At 43.4% G+C, this 16749-nt stretch carries 16 protein-coding genes and 2 pseudogenes; 15 read left to right on the top strand and 3 right to left on the bottom strand.

Going from position 1 to position 16749, the window contains the following annotated elements:
* Positions 1–11: 11 nt before the first annotated feature.
* From ACFPRA_RS17475 to ACFPRA_RS17460, 4 genes are all read left to right on the top strand, one after another.
* On the top strand, positions 12–764 hold the full coding sequence (locus ACFPRA_RS17475) for a fumarylacetoacetate hydrolase family protein (RefSeq protein ID WP_381437512.1): 753 nt from the start codon (positions 12–14) through the stop codon (positions 762–764).
* A complete protein-coding gene (locus tag ACFPRA_RS17470) occupies positions 761–1546 on the top strand; it encodes a fumarylacetoacetate hydrolase family protein (protein WP_381437510.1) in 786 nt (261 codons plus the stop codon). Before ACFPRA_RS17475 ends, ACFPRA_RS17470 begins: the two co-directional genes overlap by 4 nt.
* A 13-nt stretch (positions 1547–1559) precedes the next feature.
* Positions 1560–1946 (top strand): 5-carboxymethyl-2-hydroxymuconate Delta-isomerase, encoded by a 387-nt coding sequence (locus tag ACFPRA_RS17465; protein ID WP_381437508.1) that lies wholly within the window; start codon positions 1560–1562, stop codon positions 1944–1946.
* A 132-nt stretch (positions 1947–2078) separates the two neighbouring features.
* Positions 2079–3479, top strand: coding sequence for an MFS transporter (locus ACFPRA_RS17460; RefSeq protein ID WP_381437506.1), 1401 nt, complete (start codon positions 2079–2081; stop codon positions 3477–3479).
* Between the two features lie 191 nt (positions 3480–3670).
* Here the strand turns inward: ACFPRA_RS17460 and ACFPRA_RS17455 are convergent, their stop codons facing one another.
* Positions 3671–4630 (bottom strand): amidohydrolase family protein, encoded by a 960-nt coding sequence (locus tag ACFPRA_RS17455; RefSeq protein ID WP_381437504.1) that lies wholly within the window; start codon positions 4628–4630, stop codon positions 3671–3673.
* A 21-nt stretch (positions 4631–4651) separates the two neighbouring features.
* Positions 4652–5425, bottom strand: a complete 774-nt coding sequence (locus tag ACFPRA_RS17450) for an IclR family transcriptional regulator (protein WP_381437609.1) — start codon at positions 5423–5425, stop codon at positions 4652–4654.
* A 476-nt stretch (positions 5426–5901) separates the two neighbouring features.
* On the opposite strand from ACFPRA_RS17450, the gene ACFPRA_RS17445 reads away from it, so the two are divergent.
* The 5 genes and pseudogenes from ACFPRA_RS17445 to ACFPRA_RS17425 all read left to right on the top strand — a co-directional run bounded on the left by ACFPRA_RS17445 (position 5902) and on the right by ACFPRA_RS17425 (position 10072).
* The gene (locus tag ACFPRA_RS17445; RefSeq protein ID WP_381437502.1) at positions 5902–7365 is read left to right on the top strand and encodes an aldehyde dehydrogenase; all 1464 of its coding nucleotides are present in this window, start codon (positions 5902–5904) and stop codon (positions 7363–7365) included.
* Positions 7366–7377: 12 nt separating this feature from the next.
* On the top strand, positions 7378–8166 hold the full coding sequence (locus ACFPRA_RS17440) for a 2-keto-4-pentenoate hydratase (protein ID WP_381437500.1): 789 nt from the start codon (positions 7378–7380) through the stop codon (positions 8164–8166).
* Positions 8167–8192: 26 nt separating this feature from the next.
* On the top strand, positions 8193–8981 hold the full coding sequence (locus ACFPRA_RS17435) for a 2-keto-4-pentenoate hydratase (RefSeq protein ID WP_381437498.1): 789 nt from the start codon (positions 8193–8195) through the stop codon (positions 8979–8981).
* Between the two features lie 18 nt (positions 8982–8999).
* Positions 9000–9191: pseudogene (locus ACFPRA_RS17430) on the top strand (4-oxalocrotonate tautomerase); the annotation flags it as partial.
* A 32-nt stretch (positions 9192–9223) separates the two neighbouring features.
* Positions 9224–10072, top strand: a complete 849-nt coding sequence (locus ACFPRA_RS17425) for a DODA-type extradiol aromatic ring-opening family dioxygenase (protein WP_381437495.1) — start codon at positions 9224–9226, stop codon at positions 10070–10072.
* A 323-nt stretch (positions 10073–10395) separates the two neighbouring features.
* Here the strand turns inward: ACFPRA_RS17425 and ACFPRA_RS17420 are convergent.
* A pseudogene (locus tag ACFPRA_RS17420) lies at positions 10396–11049 on the bottom strand (IS4 family transposase); the annotation flags it as partial.
* 328 nt (positions 11050–11377) lie between these two features.
* Between ACFPRA_RS17420 and ACFPRA_RS17415 the strand changes: the two are divergent.
* From ACFPRA_RS17415 to ACFPRA_RS17390, 6 genes are all read left to right on the top strand, one after another.
* Positions 11378–11746 (top strand): CPBP family intramembrane glutamic endopeptidase, encoded by a 369-nt coding sequence (locus tag ACFPRA_RS17415; RefSeq protein ID WP_381437606.1) that lies wholly within the window; start codon positions 11378–11380, stop codon positions 11744–11746.
* Between the two features lie 15 nt (positions 11747–11761).
* Positions 11762–11992 (top strand): hypothetical protein, encoded by a 231-nt coding sequence (locus ACFPRA_RS17410; protein WP_381437493.1) that lies wholly within the window; start codon positions 11762–11764, stop codon positions 11990–11992.
* 200 nt (positions 11993–12192) lie between these two features.
* Positions 12193–13770, top strand: a complete 1578-nt coding sequence (locus ACFPRA_RS17405; RefSeq protein WP_381437491.1) for a spore germination protein — start codon at positions 12193–12195, stop codon at positions 13768–13770.
* Positions 13770–14975 carry a Ger(x)C family spore germination protein gene (locus ACFPRA_RS17400; RefSeq protein ID WP_381437489.1) on the top strand — a complete coding sequence of 402 codons (1206 nt, stop codon included), beginning with the start codon at positions 13770–13772 and terminating at the stop codon, positions 14973–14975. Before ACFPRA_RS17405 ends, ACFPRA_RS17400 begins: the two co-directional genes overlap by 1 nt.
* Positions 14972–15193, top strand: coding sequence for a hypothetical protein (locus ACFPRA_RS17395; RefSeq protein WP_381437487.1), 222 nt, complete (start codon positions 14972–14974; stop codon positions 15191–15193). The genes ACFPRA_RS17400 and ACFPRA_RS17395 overlap by 4 nt, the downstream gene beginning before the upstream one ends.
* Positions 15194–15225: 32 nt before the next feature.
* A complete protein-coding gene (locus ACFPRA_RS17390) occupies positions 15226–16338 on the top strand; it encodes a GerAB/ArcD/ProY family transporter (protein ID WP_381437485.1) in 1113 nt (370 codons plus the stop codon).
* The last annotated feature ends 411 nt before the right edge of the window (positions 16339–16749 follow it).

The following is a 16749-nucleotide window of genomic DNA, read 5'->3' as shown; positions in this document are numbered from 1 at the left end:
CGTGGAAGAACATGACAGAAGTACAAATTCGTAATGTGGATCTTCGGCGCGACATTAGAGGGAAAGCGGGAGAGCCCGCTTCCGTTTCGCGAGATTCAATTGAAATTGGAACTGTGTACGGGACGTTATTAAACTATCATGGGACATTTGAGGCACTTGGGAATGCAGTAAACGAGGCTCCCTATAAAGCACCGCCAAAAGCGCCAGTGCTCTATATTAAACCGGTTAATACAGTGAGCGGGCATCATTCGCCTATTCCTGTGCCGGATGGAACGGACCAATTGGAAGTGGGCGCGGCGCTTGGCCTTGTCATCGGTAAAGTTGCAACAAGAGTAAAGGAAAAGGACGCTTTGGATTATGTTACAGGCTTTACCATTGTCAATGATGTCAGCATTCCGCATACGAGTTTTTATCGCCCGGCGATCAGCCAAAAATCACGTGATGGGTTTTGCCCAATCGGACCTTATATTGTGGAGAGAGAAGCGATTGACAATGCAGATACACTGACAGTCAAAGTGTTGGTAAACGGCGAAGTCCGCCAAGAAAATACAACGGCGAATCTGGTTCGTTCCGTTGCACGTCTGCTAGAGGATGTTACAGATTTTATGACATTGCATCCTGGAGATATTTTACTCGTCGGTGTTCCAGAAAATCCGCCTTTAGCAAAAGTTGGCGACCTTGTCCGTATTGAAATCGACGGCATCGGCTATTTGGAAAATACACTCGTTAATGAAAGTGATATAGATGGAGGTGCTTCGCGATGAAAACAGCAAGAGTAGCCTATGGCGGTGCGATTCATCAAGCAGTCATCAAGGATGAGGGAATCCGTTTACAAGATGGTCGGGTTGTGGAAGAACAGGAAGTCGTGTGGTTGCCGCCAGTTGAACCACGTACAGTTTTTGCCCTCGGGTTGAACTTTGCGGACCATGCAGCTGAACTCGCTTTTAAAGCACCCGAAGAGCCACTCGTCTTTTTAAAAGGACCTAATACATTTATCGGCCATAACGCAGAGACACGACGTCCAAGTGATGTCACGTTTATGCACTATGAATGTGAATTGGCAGTTGTCATCGGTCGCCCGGCACGCAATGTGAAAAAAGAAGATGCGTATGATTATGTCAAAGGGTATACGGTTGCGAATGATTATGCCTTGAGAGATTACTTGGAAAACTATTATCGTCCGAATTTACGGGTGAAAAACCGGGATACATGTACGGTGATCGGCCCTTGGCTCGTGGATGCTACAGATGTGAAGGACCCGATGAATTTAGCGATGCGCACGTATGTGAACGGGAAATTGACGCAAGAAGGTTCGACAAAGGATATGATATTTGATATCCCGGCTTTGATCGAGTATTTGAGCAGTTTTATGACGTTGAATGAAAATGACATCATTTTGACTGGTACGCCTCACGGAACGGTTGACACAGCTATTGGGGATGAGGTTGTTACAGAAATCGAATCGATTGGCAAACTTGTCAATACGATTGTCTCTGATGAAGTTTTTTCCATCGAGCAGCCGAAAGAGTTGACGGTCAAAAGGTGAAGGGAGTTGCAACATGCCACATATTATTGTAGAGTACACGGATAATTTGAGGGATGAAGGGAATATTCCTGTGTTGCTGAAGAATGTCAACAAGGTCCTGATCGAACGTAGTCATATCTTTCCGATTGGAGGAATCCGTTCAAGAGCAATCGAATTACAACATTACTGCGTTGCCGATGGAAGTGAAGATGATGCTTTTATCCATGTCACTTTAAAAATTGGCGCGGGTAGATCTCCAGAAGATAAAAAGGAAGCATGTGATGCGCTTTTTCAAGAAATAACGGATCACTTCGCGGAGCTATTTGATAAACGTTACTTAGCGCTCTCGATGGAACTGATTGAATTTAGTGAAGCAGGGACGTATAAAAAGAATAATATTCATAAACGTTATAAGAAGTAGCAGCCAATTGAGAAAATGAAGACGCCATGGAAATCTCTTTCTTTGGTGTTTTCATTTTTTGACTGGCGATATATATCCTTCATTTTTAAAAGTTATCTGAAAGCGCTATCAACGAGACTGGGGGAAATACATATGAAAACAGTTAATCCTATAGATGTGATTAATAAGAGTCGCGTTCATTCGTTTCATATTCTGTTAGTGGCTTGGCTCTTTTTCGTTTTGATGTTTGACGGTTACGATGTTGTGATTTACGGTGCGGTTGTGTCTACGCTAATGGAAGAATGGGGGATGTCCGATGTGATGGGCGGTGCAATCGGAAGTTATACGGTTGCAGGTACTGCAGTTGGGGCAGTCATCTTCGGATTGATGGCGGATAAAGTAGGACGAAAAAGAGTCATTATCATATGTACGGCGTTATTTAGCCTGTTTACTTTTCTTGCAGGCTTTGCAACGAGTGCAGGGATATTCACTGTCTGTCGAATTATAGCGGGTCTCGGTCTTGGTGGTGTCATGCCGAATATCATCGCACTTGTGACAGAGTTTGCACCCCAAAAAAGGCGGACAGCGCTTGTCGCATTTGTCTTTGCGGGCTATTCAACGGGAGCGGTTGTTGCCGCGTTAACAAGTCGTGCATTACTGCCGACAGTAGGATGGAAACCTACTTTTTGGATTGCGATTATTCCAATCATCTTGTTGCCATTGATCATGAAAAGTGTACCGGAATCCGTCGTCTACCTCATTGAAAAGGGGAAGATGGACAAGGTGAAAGGGATTTTGACAAAGGTGGATCCAACCATTAGTCCGGCAGATCGGATCGAAATGCCGAAACGTACACAAAGCGTAGTTGGGTCAACATTTAGCCAGTTATTCCAAGAAAAACGGACATTTAGTACGATGATGTTCTGGATTGCCTTTTTCTGCTCATTACTTCTCGTATTTGCAATGAATACCTGGTTACCGCGCCTCCTAATGGCAGCAGGTTTCGATTTGAGTTCCAGCTTACTCTTCACGGCAGTGATGCAACTAGGTGCCATTCTTGGGACAGTCGTTTTAGGACCAGTGATGGATAGAATTGGATTTAAAAAAGTGCTTGTTCCACTTTTCTTTTCCGGTGCTATTGCTCTTGCTCTCATTGGATATTCAAAGAATACCGCGATTGTGTTGGGGTTGATTACTATAATAGGCGCCGCAACAATCGGTGTTCAAAATTTGTCCAATACATTTGTTTCACAGTATTATCCTACTCATATGCGTGCAACAGCAATCGGTAGCACAATGGCATTTGGCCGGATTGGTGGCATTCTAGCTCCCCTTATTGTAGGTTTACTCTTATCGATGAATCTGCAACCGCAATATAATTTTGGCGTGATTGGGATTGCTTCGTTGATCGGTGGGGTAGCCTTGCTGTTTGTACAGGAAAAGCATGCTATTTACCGTGAGGAAAAGAAAGTGGACGAAAAGCATGAAAAGGAACGTTCAGAAGCGATCCCAAAAATCGCCGAGGCAGATGCAAATTACACGAGTAGAATATAAAGGTTAATGGTGTTGTGATGAGTGGATTTGATTTCTGCCTTTAGCAGTCAATTTTACGATGAGTTATACAATTACAAAGAATTATCTAAAATCCATTAAAGGAACAACAACTATTCCTTTAATGGATTTTTTTGAATACCTTTAATTTGCTTCAGCAAATTTATTTTCACTTGTCGTTCGGCTAAACAGTCTTATTTCAGGTTGATGGAATCGGCTGATGCCAATAAAGAATGAATGCCTTTGTCATTACCAATTTTAGGCGGCCAGGCACATAAGTCGAAAGGGAAATCAGAGCCTGGGACGACTCGATCTTCACCGACGGTTTTCGTTAAAAATTCAATACTGTCCTCACTCCATAAAACGGTGTCATACCAAAATCGCTTGGCATATTCAGACGGAGGGGCCTGCAACTGGGCAGATACCGCCTCCCATTGTTCAAATCCTTTGTCCAATCTCCCTAATTGGTATGGGAGAAAACCGCCACCATGTGCGAGTAAGACTTTTATATTCGGATAGCGATCAATAAATCCGCTTAGCAATAAATCCGTTGCACATACGGTCGTTTCCCAAGGGACACCGATCAGATTCGGCATCATCCTTCTTTTTAACCGAGGATCTTCAGCTAAGAGTGGATGGATGAAGACGATGGCGTTCAATCGGTTTGCTTCTTCGAAAAAAGGGATGAAAAAATCATCCGACAACATATGACCAGGTAAACCGGGGCCGATAATGACGCCTTTTAAGCCGTTATGCATCGCATCTTGCAAAATTCGGGCTGCCTGTTCAGGCGTTTGCAAAGGGACTGTTCCAAGTGCGCTGATTGCATCGGGAAAAGCTTTGGACAGTTGAACTAAAGAGTCGTTATAAACTTTAGAAATATCGGCTGTCAGTTCTGCGTCTGTGTCGTACATGAAAAGCTGGGGAATAGGGGAGAGCATGGAGTGTGTAACACCAACTTGCTCTTGTGCTTCTTGATATTGTGCAAGATCGATAAAGGTTGGTTTAAGTTCAAATCCCCATTTACCATTCACGACTAAAAATTCGTTTTTCGATTCTTCTTTTTGGCGCCATTTTGCCTTTACAACATCCCGATGATCTTTCAGCCATGTGGATACATCAGACGGAATGAAATGCGTATGAAAATCATGCATTTATATGTTCCTCCTAGCTTTCTATTTTCTATAACCTAGGCGACTTGACACTTCAGAACTCGCACGCAGTGTATGGTGTAAAATGCTTTGAATTTTCCCCGAATGGATGCGCTGTTTTGGTCCGACGACGGACAATGCCGCAACAATCTTACCTGTGTAATCGAATATTGGCGTACCGATTGAGATGACACCCTCTGAAAGTTCTTCAAAGCTGTAAGAATGCCCCATTTCCCTTACTTGTTTTAAATGTGTCCGCAATTCATCGGGATCCGTGATTGTTTCCTCTGTGTAAGGCTGTAGGCCATTGGCTATGATCGCCTCGGTAATTCCTTCATCCGAAAATGCCAATAGCACTTTTCCTGAACTTGTACAGTAGGCTGGATTGCGCTTTCCGACATGCGTTAAAAAGCGAACGGGATGATTGCACTCTACTTTTTGTAAGTAGATTACTTCATGGTTTTCCAATACAGAAATGTGGGCCGTTTCTCCGCATGTTTCTACTAACTTATTCAATACCGGCATGGATTCTTGATAGATGTCCATGTTCGTATTGATAATGCCGCTCAGTGAAAGAATGGCCAAACCCAATCGGTACTTTTGCGTCTCGGGATCCTTTATCACAAAGCCTTCACTCGCCATAGTGGACATTGTTCGACTGACTGTACTTTTGTTCAGTTGCAATGATTTTGCAATGTCGCTAATTCTTTTTTCCGGTTCATCCATAGAAAAACTTTGTAAAATCCGCAGCGCATTTTTCACAGATGAGAGTTGATTTCCTTGCTGTTCTGTGTTGATCACTGACAAACACCTCCTTAGATCAATTATGCCTCGGTATAATTGCGTCCAGATTTTGAATCGAGCTTGAGGCCTACAGGTTGTAGGTCATGCAGTCGTTGCGAATCGAACAGCAAAGGGTTCGATTTGCCGTATTTTTGCGAACTGTGCAGAAATTAAGGTACTTTCCTTACTGGACGTCGCGAACTTAGACTGCCTTCCTTAACTCCCTTCAAAATCTGTGACACCCGCCGGAGGCTTTATCTTAATTTAGCGGGCGTTTGGACATGCGCTGATTTAAGATAAATGTTTCATAAATAAAATCATAGTTGCTTTATGTTAAACAAAAATTTGGATAATTGTCAACAAACTAATAAAAATGAAATTTATTTTGTTTTGTTGCGTCTAGCGGAACTAGGGGGTTGTATACGCAATCACTCGCTGATACCATAATATTCGGAAAGTCGTAAAATTCAAATTCCGGGGGAGGAAAACAAATGCTAACAAAAACAAAAATCCAGGCCATCGATTGTCAACATTTTATAAATGGACAGTTCGTAGACTCGCAAAATAAAAAGAGCTTCGAAAATATTAATCCGGCCACAGAAGAAGTGCTTGGTACGGTGGCAGAAGGTGGCAAGCAAGAAGTTGACTATGCAGTCGCTGCAGCTAGGAGAGCTTTGGATGGCCCTTGGAAAACGATGACTTTGGAGGAGCGGTCCAAAATACTTCGCAAGATTGGGGATTTGATCCTTGAAAGGCAGGAAGAGCTTGCCCAGTTAGAATCGCTGGATACCGGGAAACCTTTTTCACTGGCGAATTCGGTCGACGTCCCAAGAGCGGCTTATAACTTCCATTTCTTTGCTGACTATATTATTTCTGTCGGTACGGATGCCTATCAACAGAACCAAGCTGCGCTTCACTATTCGATTCGGAGACCAGTAGGCGTCGTAGGAATTATTAAGCCGTGGAATCTCCCGCTATTACTATTGACGTGGAAGTTGGCACCATGCCTAGGAATGGGAAATACCGCTGTTATCAAACCGGCAGAATGGACACCGATGACGGCAACTGTGCTAATGGAAATACTGAAAGAAGCAGGAGTTCCAGATGGGGTTGTGAATCTTGTTCACGGATTCGGACCGAATTCAGCAGGAGGCGCGATTTCCGAACATCCCGACATTGACGCAATCACTTTCATTGGAGAACCGGGGACAGGTTCTGCCATTATGAAGTCTGCGGCAGATACTTTAAAAAAACTATCGTATGAATTGGGTGGGAAAAATCCCAATATCATTTTTGCGGACGCGGACATGGATGAAGTAATTGAAACGACCATCAAATCGAGTTTTATCAATCAAGGGGAAGTTTGCTTATGCGGTTCCCGGATTTACGTGGAAAGACCTGCATACGATCAATTTTTAGAAAGGTTTACGGCAAGAGTAAAAGAATTAAAAGTCGGACAGCCATTTGAAGCAGATACGAATGTAGGAGCTTTGATCAGTAAAGAACATTATGATCGTGTCAACAGCTATATTGATATTGCCCGTGAAGACGGCGGAGTGATTTTAACGGGGGGCAAGCGACCAGCGGGAATTGAGAAAGGCTATTATTTGGAACCGACTATCATCACCGGATTGGATCGGAATTCCCGTTGTGTCCGTGAAGAGATTTTCGGACCTGTCGTAACGGTCATCCCTTTTGATACGGAAGAGGAAGTCATCATGCAAGCTAATGATACTCATTACGGATTAAGTGCAACAATATGGACAAGTGATATTAAACGCGGTCATCGAGTAGCCCATCAAGTCGAGGCAGGAATTATCTGGGTGAATACTTGGTTCCTACGTGACTTGAGAACACCATTTGGCGGTATGAAGCAGAGTGGGATTGGAAGAACAGGCGGCATGCACAGCCTTGATTTCTTCACGGAGTTATCCAATATCACGATTAAGTTATAAGGGGGAAACCAAATGACAACTGAAGTGGCGAATAAACGTCAACAATTTGCAGACCAATTACGTGTGGCTGAAGAAAGCTTAGAGGGCATCTCACCCCTCACTTCGGTAGAGCCGGAGCTTACGATCGACGAAGCTTATTTCATTCAGCTTGAAAATATTGAAAGGAAGGTAGTACAAGGTCAGACTATTGTCGGTAAGAAAATCGGATTGACATCAAAAGCGATGCAAACCTTGCTTGGGGTCAATGAACCCGATTACGGTCATTTGTTGGATAGTATGGTCGTTGAAAATGGAAGCGCTGTTCCGAAACAGAAGTTGCTTCAACCAAAAGTGGAAGCGGAAATCGCTTTTATTCTGAAAGAAGATTTAAAGGGACCGAATGTCACAACGCTCGATGTATTGCAAGCGACAGACTACGTCGTTCCAGCCATTGAAATTGTCGATAGCAGAATCCAAGATTGGAAGATTCAACTTCCGGATACGATTGCCGATAATGCGTCCTCCGCTTTCTATGTATTAGGCGGAAAGCCAAAGAAAATTGAAGAGGTCGACCTTGAATTACTCGGAATGGTATTGAAGAAAAATGGGGAAGTCGTCAATACAGGCGTCGGTGCGGCTGCTCTCGGACATCCGGCCCATTGTGTCGCATGGTTGGCCAATCGATTGGCCGATTTTGATATTACGCTTCGGGCAGGAGAAGTGATCTTATCCGGAGCCTTATCTGCAGCAGTGGAAGCAACAGAAGGAGATTCCTTCACGGCAAGATTCGCTCATTTGGGAGAAGTGACGGTTCATTTTTAATACGGCTTACAAAGGGGGAAATTCTGATGAATGCAACAACAATAAAAGAAATTGCTAATTATGTAGTAGCGGGTGAAGTGGAAAAAAGAGAGATCAAAAAAGTGACGGCTCAATTAAAACCGGATTTAACGGTGGAAGAAGGTTATCTCGTTCAACAGGAACTCGTTGCGATGAAACTGGCGGAAGGGCATAAAATCGTCGGTCCGAAGATGGGCTTGACAAGCAAGGCGAAAATGCAGCAAATGAATGTCAATGATCCGATTTACGGCTATGTGTTTGATTATATGCTGATTGAAAATGGCGGGGAAGTTTCCCTGAGTGATTTGATCCATCCGAAAGTGGAGGCGGAAATCGCTTTTATCATCGGCGAGGATATTGTTGGTCCGGGCGTAACGGGTGCTCAAGTGTTGGCGAAAACACAATCGGTTCTTCCAGCTTTAGAAATTATTGATAGCCGTTATGAGAATTTCAATTTCACACTGCCGGATGTCGTTGCGGATAATGCATCGACATCACGGGTCGTTTTTGGCACGACGGTGAAAACGCCGGACCAATTTGAACTCGATTTAGTTGGAGCAACTTTATCCATCAATGGAGAGATCAGAGAATTGGGAGCAGGTGCCGCTGTTCTCGGCCATCCGGCCAATGCGATCGCGATGTTAGCGAATATGCTGGCTAGAAAAGGCGACAAAATCCGAAAAGGCAATGTGATTTTATCAGGTGCTATTACGGGCGCTGTATTACTGCAAGAAGGGGATGTCGTAAGCGGCAAATTCGATGGGCTTGGTGAAGTGTCATTCACCGTCACGAACTAACTAGAAGAGAGGAAGAAAAAAATGCCGATTATCCATGTCAATCTGATGGAAGGCAGACCAAAAGAGAAGGTCGCTGAAGTCATTGAAAACATTACAACGACAGTTGCCGAAACATTGGATGCGCCTGTGGAGTCGATCAGGGTACTCGTCACGGAGATTCCAAAAACGCATTGGGGGAAAGCTGGAAAGCCGGTGTCCGATCACAACTGATCGACGACAATCAATTACTCTAGGAGGTAGCTATGACGATTGAATTGAGTATGTTAGTTCCTCATGTTCCGAGTATTTGCCACGAAGACCAAGTGCCAGATTTTCAACAGGATTTAGTGACGGAGATGAAACAAGTTGCCAAACAGATTGAACAGATCAGACCGGATGCCATTGTCCTCGTTTCTTGTCATTGGCCAAGTACATTTTTTCACTATGTAGACTGTACACCCGTCCATAAAGGGATGTTGACTGCATTCGAAGCACCCGACCTCATAAAGGATGTACCATACCATTATCCAGGTGATGAACAGTTGGCCCAGCAGCTGGTGAAAGCCGGCGAGGATGCGGGACTCCAAGTGCAAGGTGTCAATGATCCTTATTTCCTTTGGGATTATGGAAGTGTTGTCCCTTTGCGCTATCTCGTTCCAAATGAGGATATTCCGGTCATCAATTTATCTGTCACGCTTGCGGCATCCCTTGAAGAGACTTACGACTGGGGAAACATCATCGCCAAGGTTTTACGTGAAAGCGATAAGAAATTTGTATTCCTCTCGAGTGGTGCGTTGTCTCATAACCTAGTCAGGGGACGGCATAATAAGCCAACCGTTACCGAGCATGCACTCGATAAACAATTCGTGGAATTCATCATGAAAAAAGACTATCAAGCTGCCTATGACATGCTCCCTGAATATGCCCGGTTTGCAAGGGTCGAATCCGGCGGCCGACATTTGGCAATGTTGCTCAGTATGCTCGATGATGAAATGGAGCCTGCTTATTTGGCAGAGGGCCAATCTTCCGGAAGTTGGAATGCCTTGATTACCTTTGGGCAGCAAGCAGTATCTGGATTGGAGTCTCCCGTGGAAAAAGAGTATGTGCGATAAGGGAGAACTTGAGGTGGGAATACTCGCTTTGGAAATTAAATCAGTCATTTTTCTGATATCTACTAAACTATAAATCACTGTGGCCCATTTCAAGAACCGAGGAATGTAGTGTCTGATTTATCAAATAGATAAGCCGAACATCCGTGGAAGAATATCCCACAGATGTTTTGTTAGCGATTTCATCATTCCAAATGATCATCTTGATTCACTTCCCCTCCCTCACAATTCGAGAAAACTTGATGATGGCAGCACGCAATATGACTAAGATATCAGAGTCCATACCGGAGTATACGCCAAGCAGCGGGACACCTAAGCCGCCACTCAATCACATCAATCCCTTGGTCAACAATGTCCTTAATAAGGGATGGCATCGTAAACCAAGAATCTATCAAGACATAACTCGCGTCAATTCCACTCGCAAGTGCACGCTGAATCATCGCTGGAATCTGTTCGGGAACCGATTGTAACGCATTTACTCGACGTTTATAGCCAGAGGCGCGTTTATCGATAGCTGTTGATAGGACATTGATTTGGGCTTTTTTCGAACTAAGTAAGGAAAAATCAATCGGCATAAATGTGCAGCCATCTGACGAGCCCAACGTAAGAATCCGAAAACCTTTGTAAAACTGCATTTTCTGTGAAGCATGATCGAAACAGCGCGCGAGAAGTTCCACCTTTTTACTACGATTTCGATCAAAAGAAGAGTCATCAATTATAAACACCTTTGGCCGTGTTTGATCCGTGAGGTGGTTCACTTTTTGAATCGTAGAGGCACTAAAAGATAATAAAAACCGGCGCCAATTGAACGTGGACTGATTTAAGAACCGATACACGGCATACTTGGCTGGATAACGCTCGGCCTTTTTTGAATCTAATAGAGAGAACCAGTTTCTATGTTGAAAAATCAGGAAAAAGACAAGTTGAAATAAGTACGAACAGCTGAAGCCAACTGATTTTTTAATACCTGCATTATGTAGGAGGCACCTCTTCTATGTGGTAGTGATTTCTCGTTAATCTCACTATACCAAAAGAATGAGGTGTTTTTTTGGCTTTTTAAAATGTCAATGGATCTATTAGGTCGGCTACAAAGTTAGGCCCGGCAACTGATTACCCTGTTTTATTGTGTGTGAAAGTTGAGTTACATATAATGAGGACTCTTCGTTATTGATGAATATCCTTATAGCTGTACTTTTACAATTACTGTTAGCGCCGCTGTTGAATATTCTAATTTTCATAGGGGAAGAAGTGGGCTGGCGCGGATTCCTGTACCCGAATTTAGTAACACTATACGGCAAAAAGTGACTCATTTATGATGGCATAGTTTGGGGAGTTTGGCATGCGCCAATGATTTACTTTTATGATTTGAATTTCGGGCAAAGTCATCATTTAGGTTTGATCTTCATGATAACTTTTTGCATTTTAGCTGGTATTATTCTTCAATATATTTTTGAAAAAAGTAAATCGATCTACTCGGTTGCCTTGATGCACGGAATGTTAAACATTTCAGGGACATTTATCTTCTTCTTTTCAGTAACGGAAGAACATAGATATGTCATTGATGGCGGAACGGGAATTGTCGGCCTGCTCATTTTACTGCCTATTACCATCATTTGTTATCGCCGCTTTCCGGTGAAGCCAAAAACGGTAGAGATCAAAAGCCGCGAACATTTATGAACGGGAATGTGGAAAATGAAAATCTTCATCATGGGTATCGTTGCAAGCGGGAAAACGACATATGCGAAGGAATTATCGAAGCAAATGGGTTCCCCTTTTGTCGAATTGGATGCGGTTGTTTACCATAACGTGGATGGCGGGCGGATCAAACGGATGCCTGAAGAGCAAGTACAAATCATTCATGAAATGAATGCAAAGGGAAGCTGGATTGCAGAAGGTGTATACCGCCCGTCTCATCCATACTGAATGCAAAAAGCGCACATGAACTGTGCGCTTTTTTTGATGATTATATGCCGAGTCGGTGGTAAACTCTCGCGCATCGGTGGTAAATCCCCCCGTTCAATTCCGAATTGTGTAAGTGCCTGGTATCTTTTGCAATCCAAAGTATAGAAACTCGTAAGTAAGTGAAAAGTAGTAACAGTACCATAAAAAGGGGGGACGCTGGCATGATCCGGAATTCACGCAGGTTTTTGAATAAATCAAGTCAAAAACAGCAGGCAGTTACAGCCCAAAATGCCAAGTCGCAGGAAACCCTACAAAAAGATTTTCAGCAAAATGTCTATGCGTTTCGCTCGATTTATCTTGATTGTTCAGATGTTATTTTTTGGCCATTCCGCATTTTTGGACAGATGGACGCAATGATTATATACATTGAGGGACTTACCGATACGGATCTGCTTGACGGGAATGTCTTATCACCTTTGATGAAAATGGAGGTAAATGAGAATGAGCCGCCGGGGATTGATTGGATCAAAAACCAGTTAACCATATCCGATACAAAGAAAGTGAATCTAGTGGCGGATTGCATTGAATCCATCTCAACGGGCCGTCCAATTTTGTTGTTGGAAGGGGAACTCTATGCCGTTTCTTTCGGTTTAACGAAGTTTGAAAAACGTAGCATAGATGAGCCTGAAGCTGAAAAGGTGATCAGGGGGCCGCGCGGGGGATTTATTGAATCCCTTCAGGTGAATACGTCGTTGTTGCGACGCATTATTAAAAGTCCTGCCATGAAAATCAAAACGATGACGATTGGTGAATATTCAAAGACGAGTGTATCCCTGATCTATATCGAAGGAATTGTTTCTCCACCACTTATAGAGGAAATGGAAAGTCGTTTGAAACGTATAAAAATTGATGGTGTGTTAGAAAGTGAATACATTGAGGAAATGATCGAGGATAATCCGTATTCACCTTTCCCTCAAATCTTGTCAACGGAGCGGCCGGATGTCGTTAGTGCTAGTTTACTGGAAGGCCGGGCAGCTATTTTGACAGATGGGACACCCTTTGCCTTGATTGCCCCTGTTACTTTTTTTACTATGCTTCAAGCACCTGATGATTATTATGACCGCTATATTATTCGCACATTGATCCGTTGGTTGCGATTTGTTTTCCTTTTCGCCGCTCTTGTGTTTCCGGCACTTTACGTAGCCATAACGACTTTCCATCAAGAGATGATACCGGACGCCTTGCTGATTAGCATTGCAGCCGCAAGGGAAAACGTTCCTTTTCCCGCTTTCGTAGAAGTGTTACTTATGGAATTGATGTTGGAGGCGCTGCGCGAAGCAGGTGTAAGGCTACCGAATCAAGTGGGATCCGCAGTTAGTATTGTCGGTGCCCTAGTCATTGGCCAAGCATCAGTTCAGGCGGGATTGGTTTCAGCCCCAATGGTAATTGTGGTGGCGACAACGGGAATTGCGTCTTTCATGATTCCGCGCTATATGTTTGGTTATTCAATCCGAATGCTTCGTTTTCCATTGATCATACTGGCAAGTGTGTCTGGATTGCTAGGTATTATGCTTGGTATTTTAGCTATTGTGATTCATCTATGTGGATTAAGATCATTTGGAGCACCATATTTAGGGCCGCTCGCGCCATTAAAAAAGAGCGACTTGAAGGATGTCCTATGGAGAGCGCCTATGTGGAAGATGGATACGCGTCCCCGTTTTGACAAAGAAATAAATATAAATCGACAAGCCCCACATCAGAAGCCAGGTCCGGAAAGAGGGGAAGGGACTGAAGGGTGATGAGTAAAGTCATTTATAGAACAAAACACACGCTGTTAAAAAAAATGCTCTTATTTTCGACTCTTGTTGTACCAGTCTTTTTTGTGGGCGGTTGCGGAGACAGAACAGAAATAAATGATTTAGCCATTGTCGTGGCAGCCACAATTGATAAAAGTGATAAAGGCCAAGTGGAATTGGCCATTGAAATAGTCGTTCCAAAATCGATGGGCAGTAATCAGGGAGAAGGGGGTGGTGGTGGGGGACAAGCGACCTTGGTCAGGTCCCAAAAAGGCGATAATTTACCCGATGCCCTATCCATGCTACAAGCCGACTTGTCTAGAAAGGTCTTCTGGGGATCTTGCAAAGTGTTTATATTCGGTGAGGGGATTGCAAAGGATGGGATTCAAGATTCTTTGGATTTTCTTGTCCGCGACCCGCTGCCTAGAGAACGTGCCTTTGTCTTCGTAAGTGAAGGCGAGGCAAAACCGTTCATAGGACATAAGGTTCCCCTAGAACGAAATCCGGCGGAAATGATTCGTGAAATGACTGCCAGGGGTTCAGTTAATGGCGTCACCTTGTTGGAGCTGGATGAAATGATGTTAAATGAAGACCACAGTGCCAGTCTTCCATACCTAACGATAAAAGAGGAAGAGACAAGTGATGGTACGCTATCTGAACTGCCAAAAATTAATGGAACCGCGATGTTCAGAAAAGATAAAATGGTTGGCGTTTTGACCGAATCGACAACAAGGGGATTGCTTTGGTTAAAAGATAGGATTAAGGAAGCTTCGATAAATATGACCCCCGAAAATGTAGAAGGTGACTTATCTATGACCCAGATAAAATCTAAAGTGAATTTGACGCCGAAGATTTCCGGTGGAGAATGGACTATGATAATTAAGGTGAAAACAGAAGGAGTTGTTGTGCAAAATAGCACGGTTTTAAATTTGGATGATCCCAAACAGGTAAAGAAAATCGAAAAAGCCTTTGGGAAACAAATCGAGGATCGTATGAGAAAAGCAATTGAAGAATCACAGGACATGAGAGTAGATGCCGCCCACTTTGGGAAAGAGTTTCATCGGAAATATCCAAAGCAATGGAAGACAGTCAAGGGTCGATGGGAAGAGGTTTTCCCGGAAGTGAAAATAGAATTTGTCATTGATGCCCATATTCGTAGTCGGGGATTCGTCGATGAGTCAATTAAGGAAAGGGGGAGTGGAAATTGAAGTGGGGTGCATTCTTTGCGACCATGATCATTGTGATGATTATTGTTTTTTTACAGTGGCCGAAAATGAAAACAAATCCTAAAAAAGATAAAACAGCTTTTATAGTACTCCTTGCCATTGGCCTTCTCTTATCCATGTTTGACCTTCAGTATATAAAAGGACCTTCTGCAGTAAGACAGTTTTTATTTAAACCATTCATTGAGTATATGCAGAATTAACTTTTGTAAACTAGCGAAAGGAAGTGGTAATAATGGAGAAGGGAAAAATTTCAGCTTTGCAAATGGCGATGCTACTGTATCTTACCATTGTTGCCACCGGAATCATTGGGTTGCCTGCCATTACAGCTAAATATGCGGGAAATGATCTTTGGATATCACCTATCATTGCCTCTTTAGCCGGTTTTTTGATTGTATTCATTGCCATTACGCTTCACAAGCTTTACCCCGGGAAAACGGTCATGCAATATAGTGAAGACATCATGGGCCGGATACCGGGAAAAGTGAGCGGCTTTTTTGTCCTTATTTTCTATATGGAGGTTACAGGAAGCGTAATAAGGAATTATAGTGATTTCATTCTTACATCCTTTTTATTCCGTACGCCGCTTATTTTCGTCGTTGTCTCCATGCTATTTCTTTGTGCATTCTGTATATACGGGCGTCTGGAAGTGCTGGCAAGATGCGCTCAATTTCTTTTTCCAATATTTATACTACCTTTGTTCTTTTCTATCCTTTTCCTAGCGAAGGACTTCCACTTCGGCAACATACTTCCCATACTGGAAAACGGCATCATGCCTACCTTTAAAGGGGCAATCCCACCTTCGGGATGGTTCGGGGAGATTTTTGTAATTGCATTTTTACTGCCTTACTTGGCAGATGAGAAGAAAGGCATGAAATTTGGGATGTATTCCGTCTTAGGCACAATGTTGACGTTCGTGATCGTTAATCTAGCTGCCCTTTTTGTGTTAGGCATGGCAACATCCAACAAAACCTATCCGCTCATGAATGCGATCCGTTATGCCAATCTCGGTTCCTTTTTCGAAAACATAGAGGCAGTCATCATGGCGGTTTGGATTGTCGGTGCCTTTGTCAAAATATCCGTTTTATATTACGTGCTCGCTTTGGGAACAGCCCAATGGTTGAACCTCTCTGATTACCGACCTGTCGTTTGGCCGATTGGGATATTGCTGGTTCAATTTACTTTTTGGGGTTTGCCGAGTGAGATGGCAGTTGGCCGCTTTGACGCTACCGATTTCCCGCTTTATTCGTTCTTCATTCAACTATCACTTCCGCTGTTCCTTTTGGTCATTGCCCTCATGAGGAATAAATATAAAAAGAAAAAAGACGATAAACCAGCGCAAACATAGGTATATAGTCTTTAGTGGAGGGGAATACCCAATAAAAAACAAAAGCCATGTCTGAATTCACACACAGACATGGCTTTCTATACTCAGCCTTTGTATTTATCCCTCTCGGCCGTTTCCCGATGGTTCGGCGTCATCGGCTCATGCTTCGGTTGAAGATTACCCAGCTCGGCCAACTCCATCGAAATCTCATCCTTTACTTCTTGTCGATTTCCCGGCGTTTTCGGATTGGAATATAGATTGCTGTGCGTACCTTGTTACACTAAGAAAACCTCCCATATTATTTTGCAATTGTGTTCTTAATATGGTCTAGTTTGCTCGTTTTGATGTGCCTGATTTCTTTCAGCAATCCTCGCCAATTCATTCTCCCGATCGACAATGAAATTCTGCATATACCTAAGCACTCGCAATTTA

This window comes from Sporosarcina soli, assembly GCF_042655805.1.
GTDB classification, from domain to species: Bacteria; Bacillota; Bacilli; order Bacillales_A; family Planococcaceae; genus Sporosarcina; species Sporosarcina soli.
The sequence above is the reverse complement of the archived record's forward strand: the minus strand, read 5'-3'. Positions and strand labels throughout refer to the sequence as shown.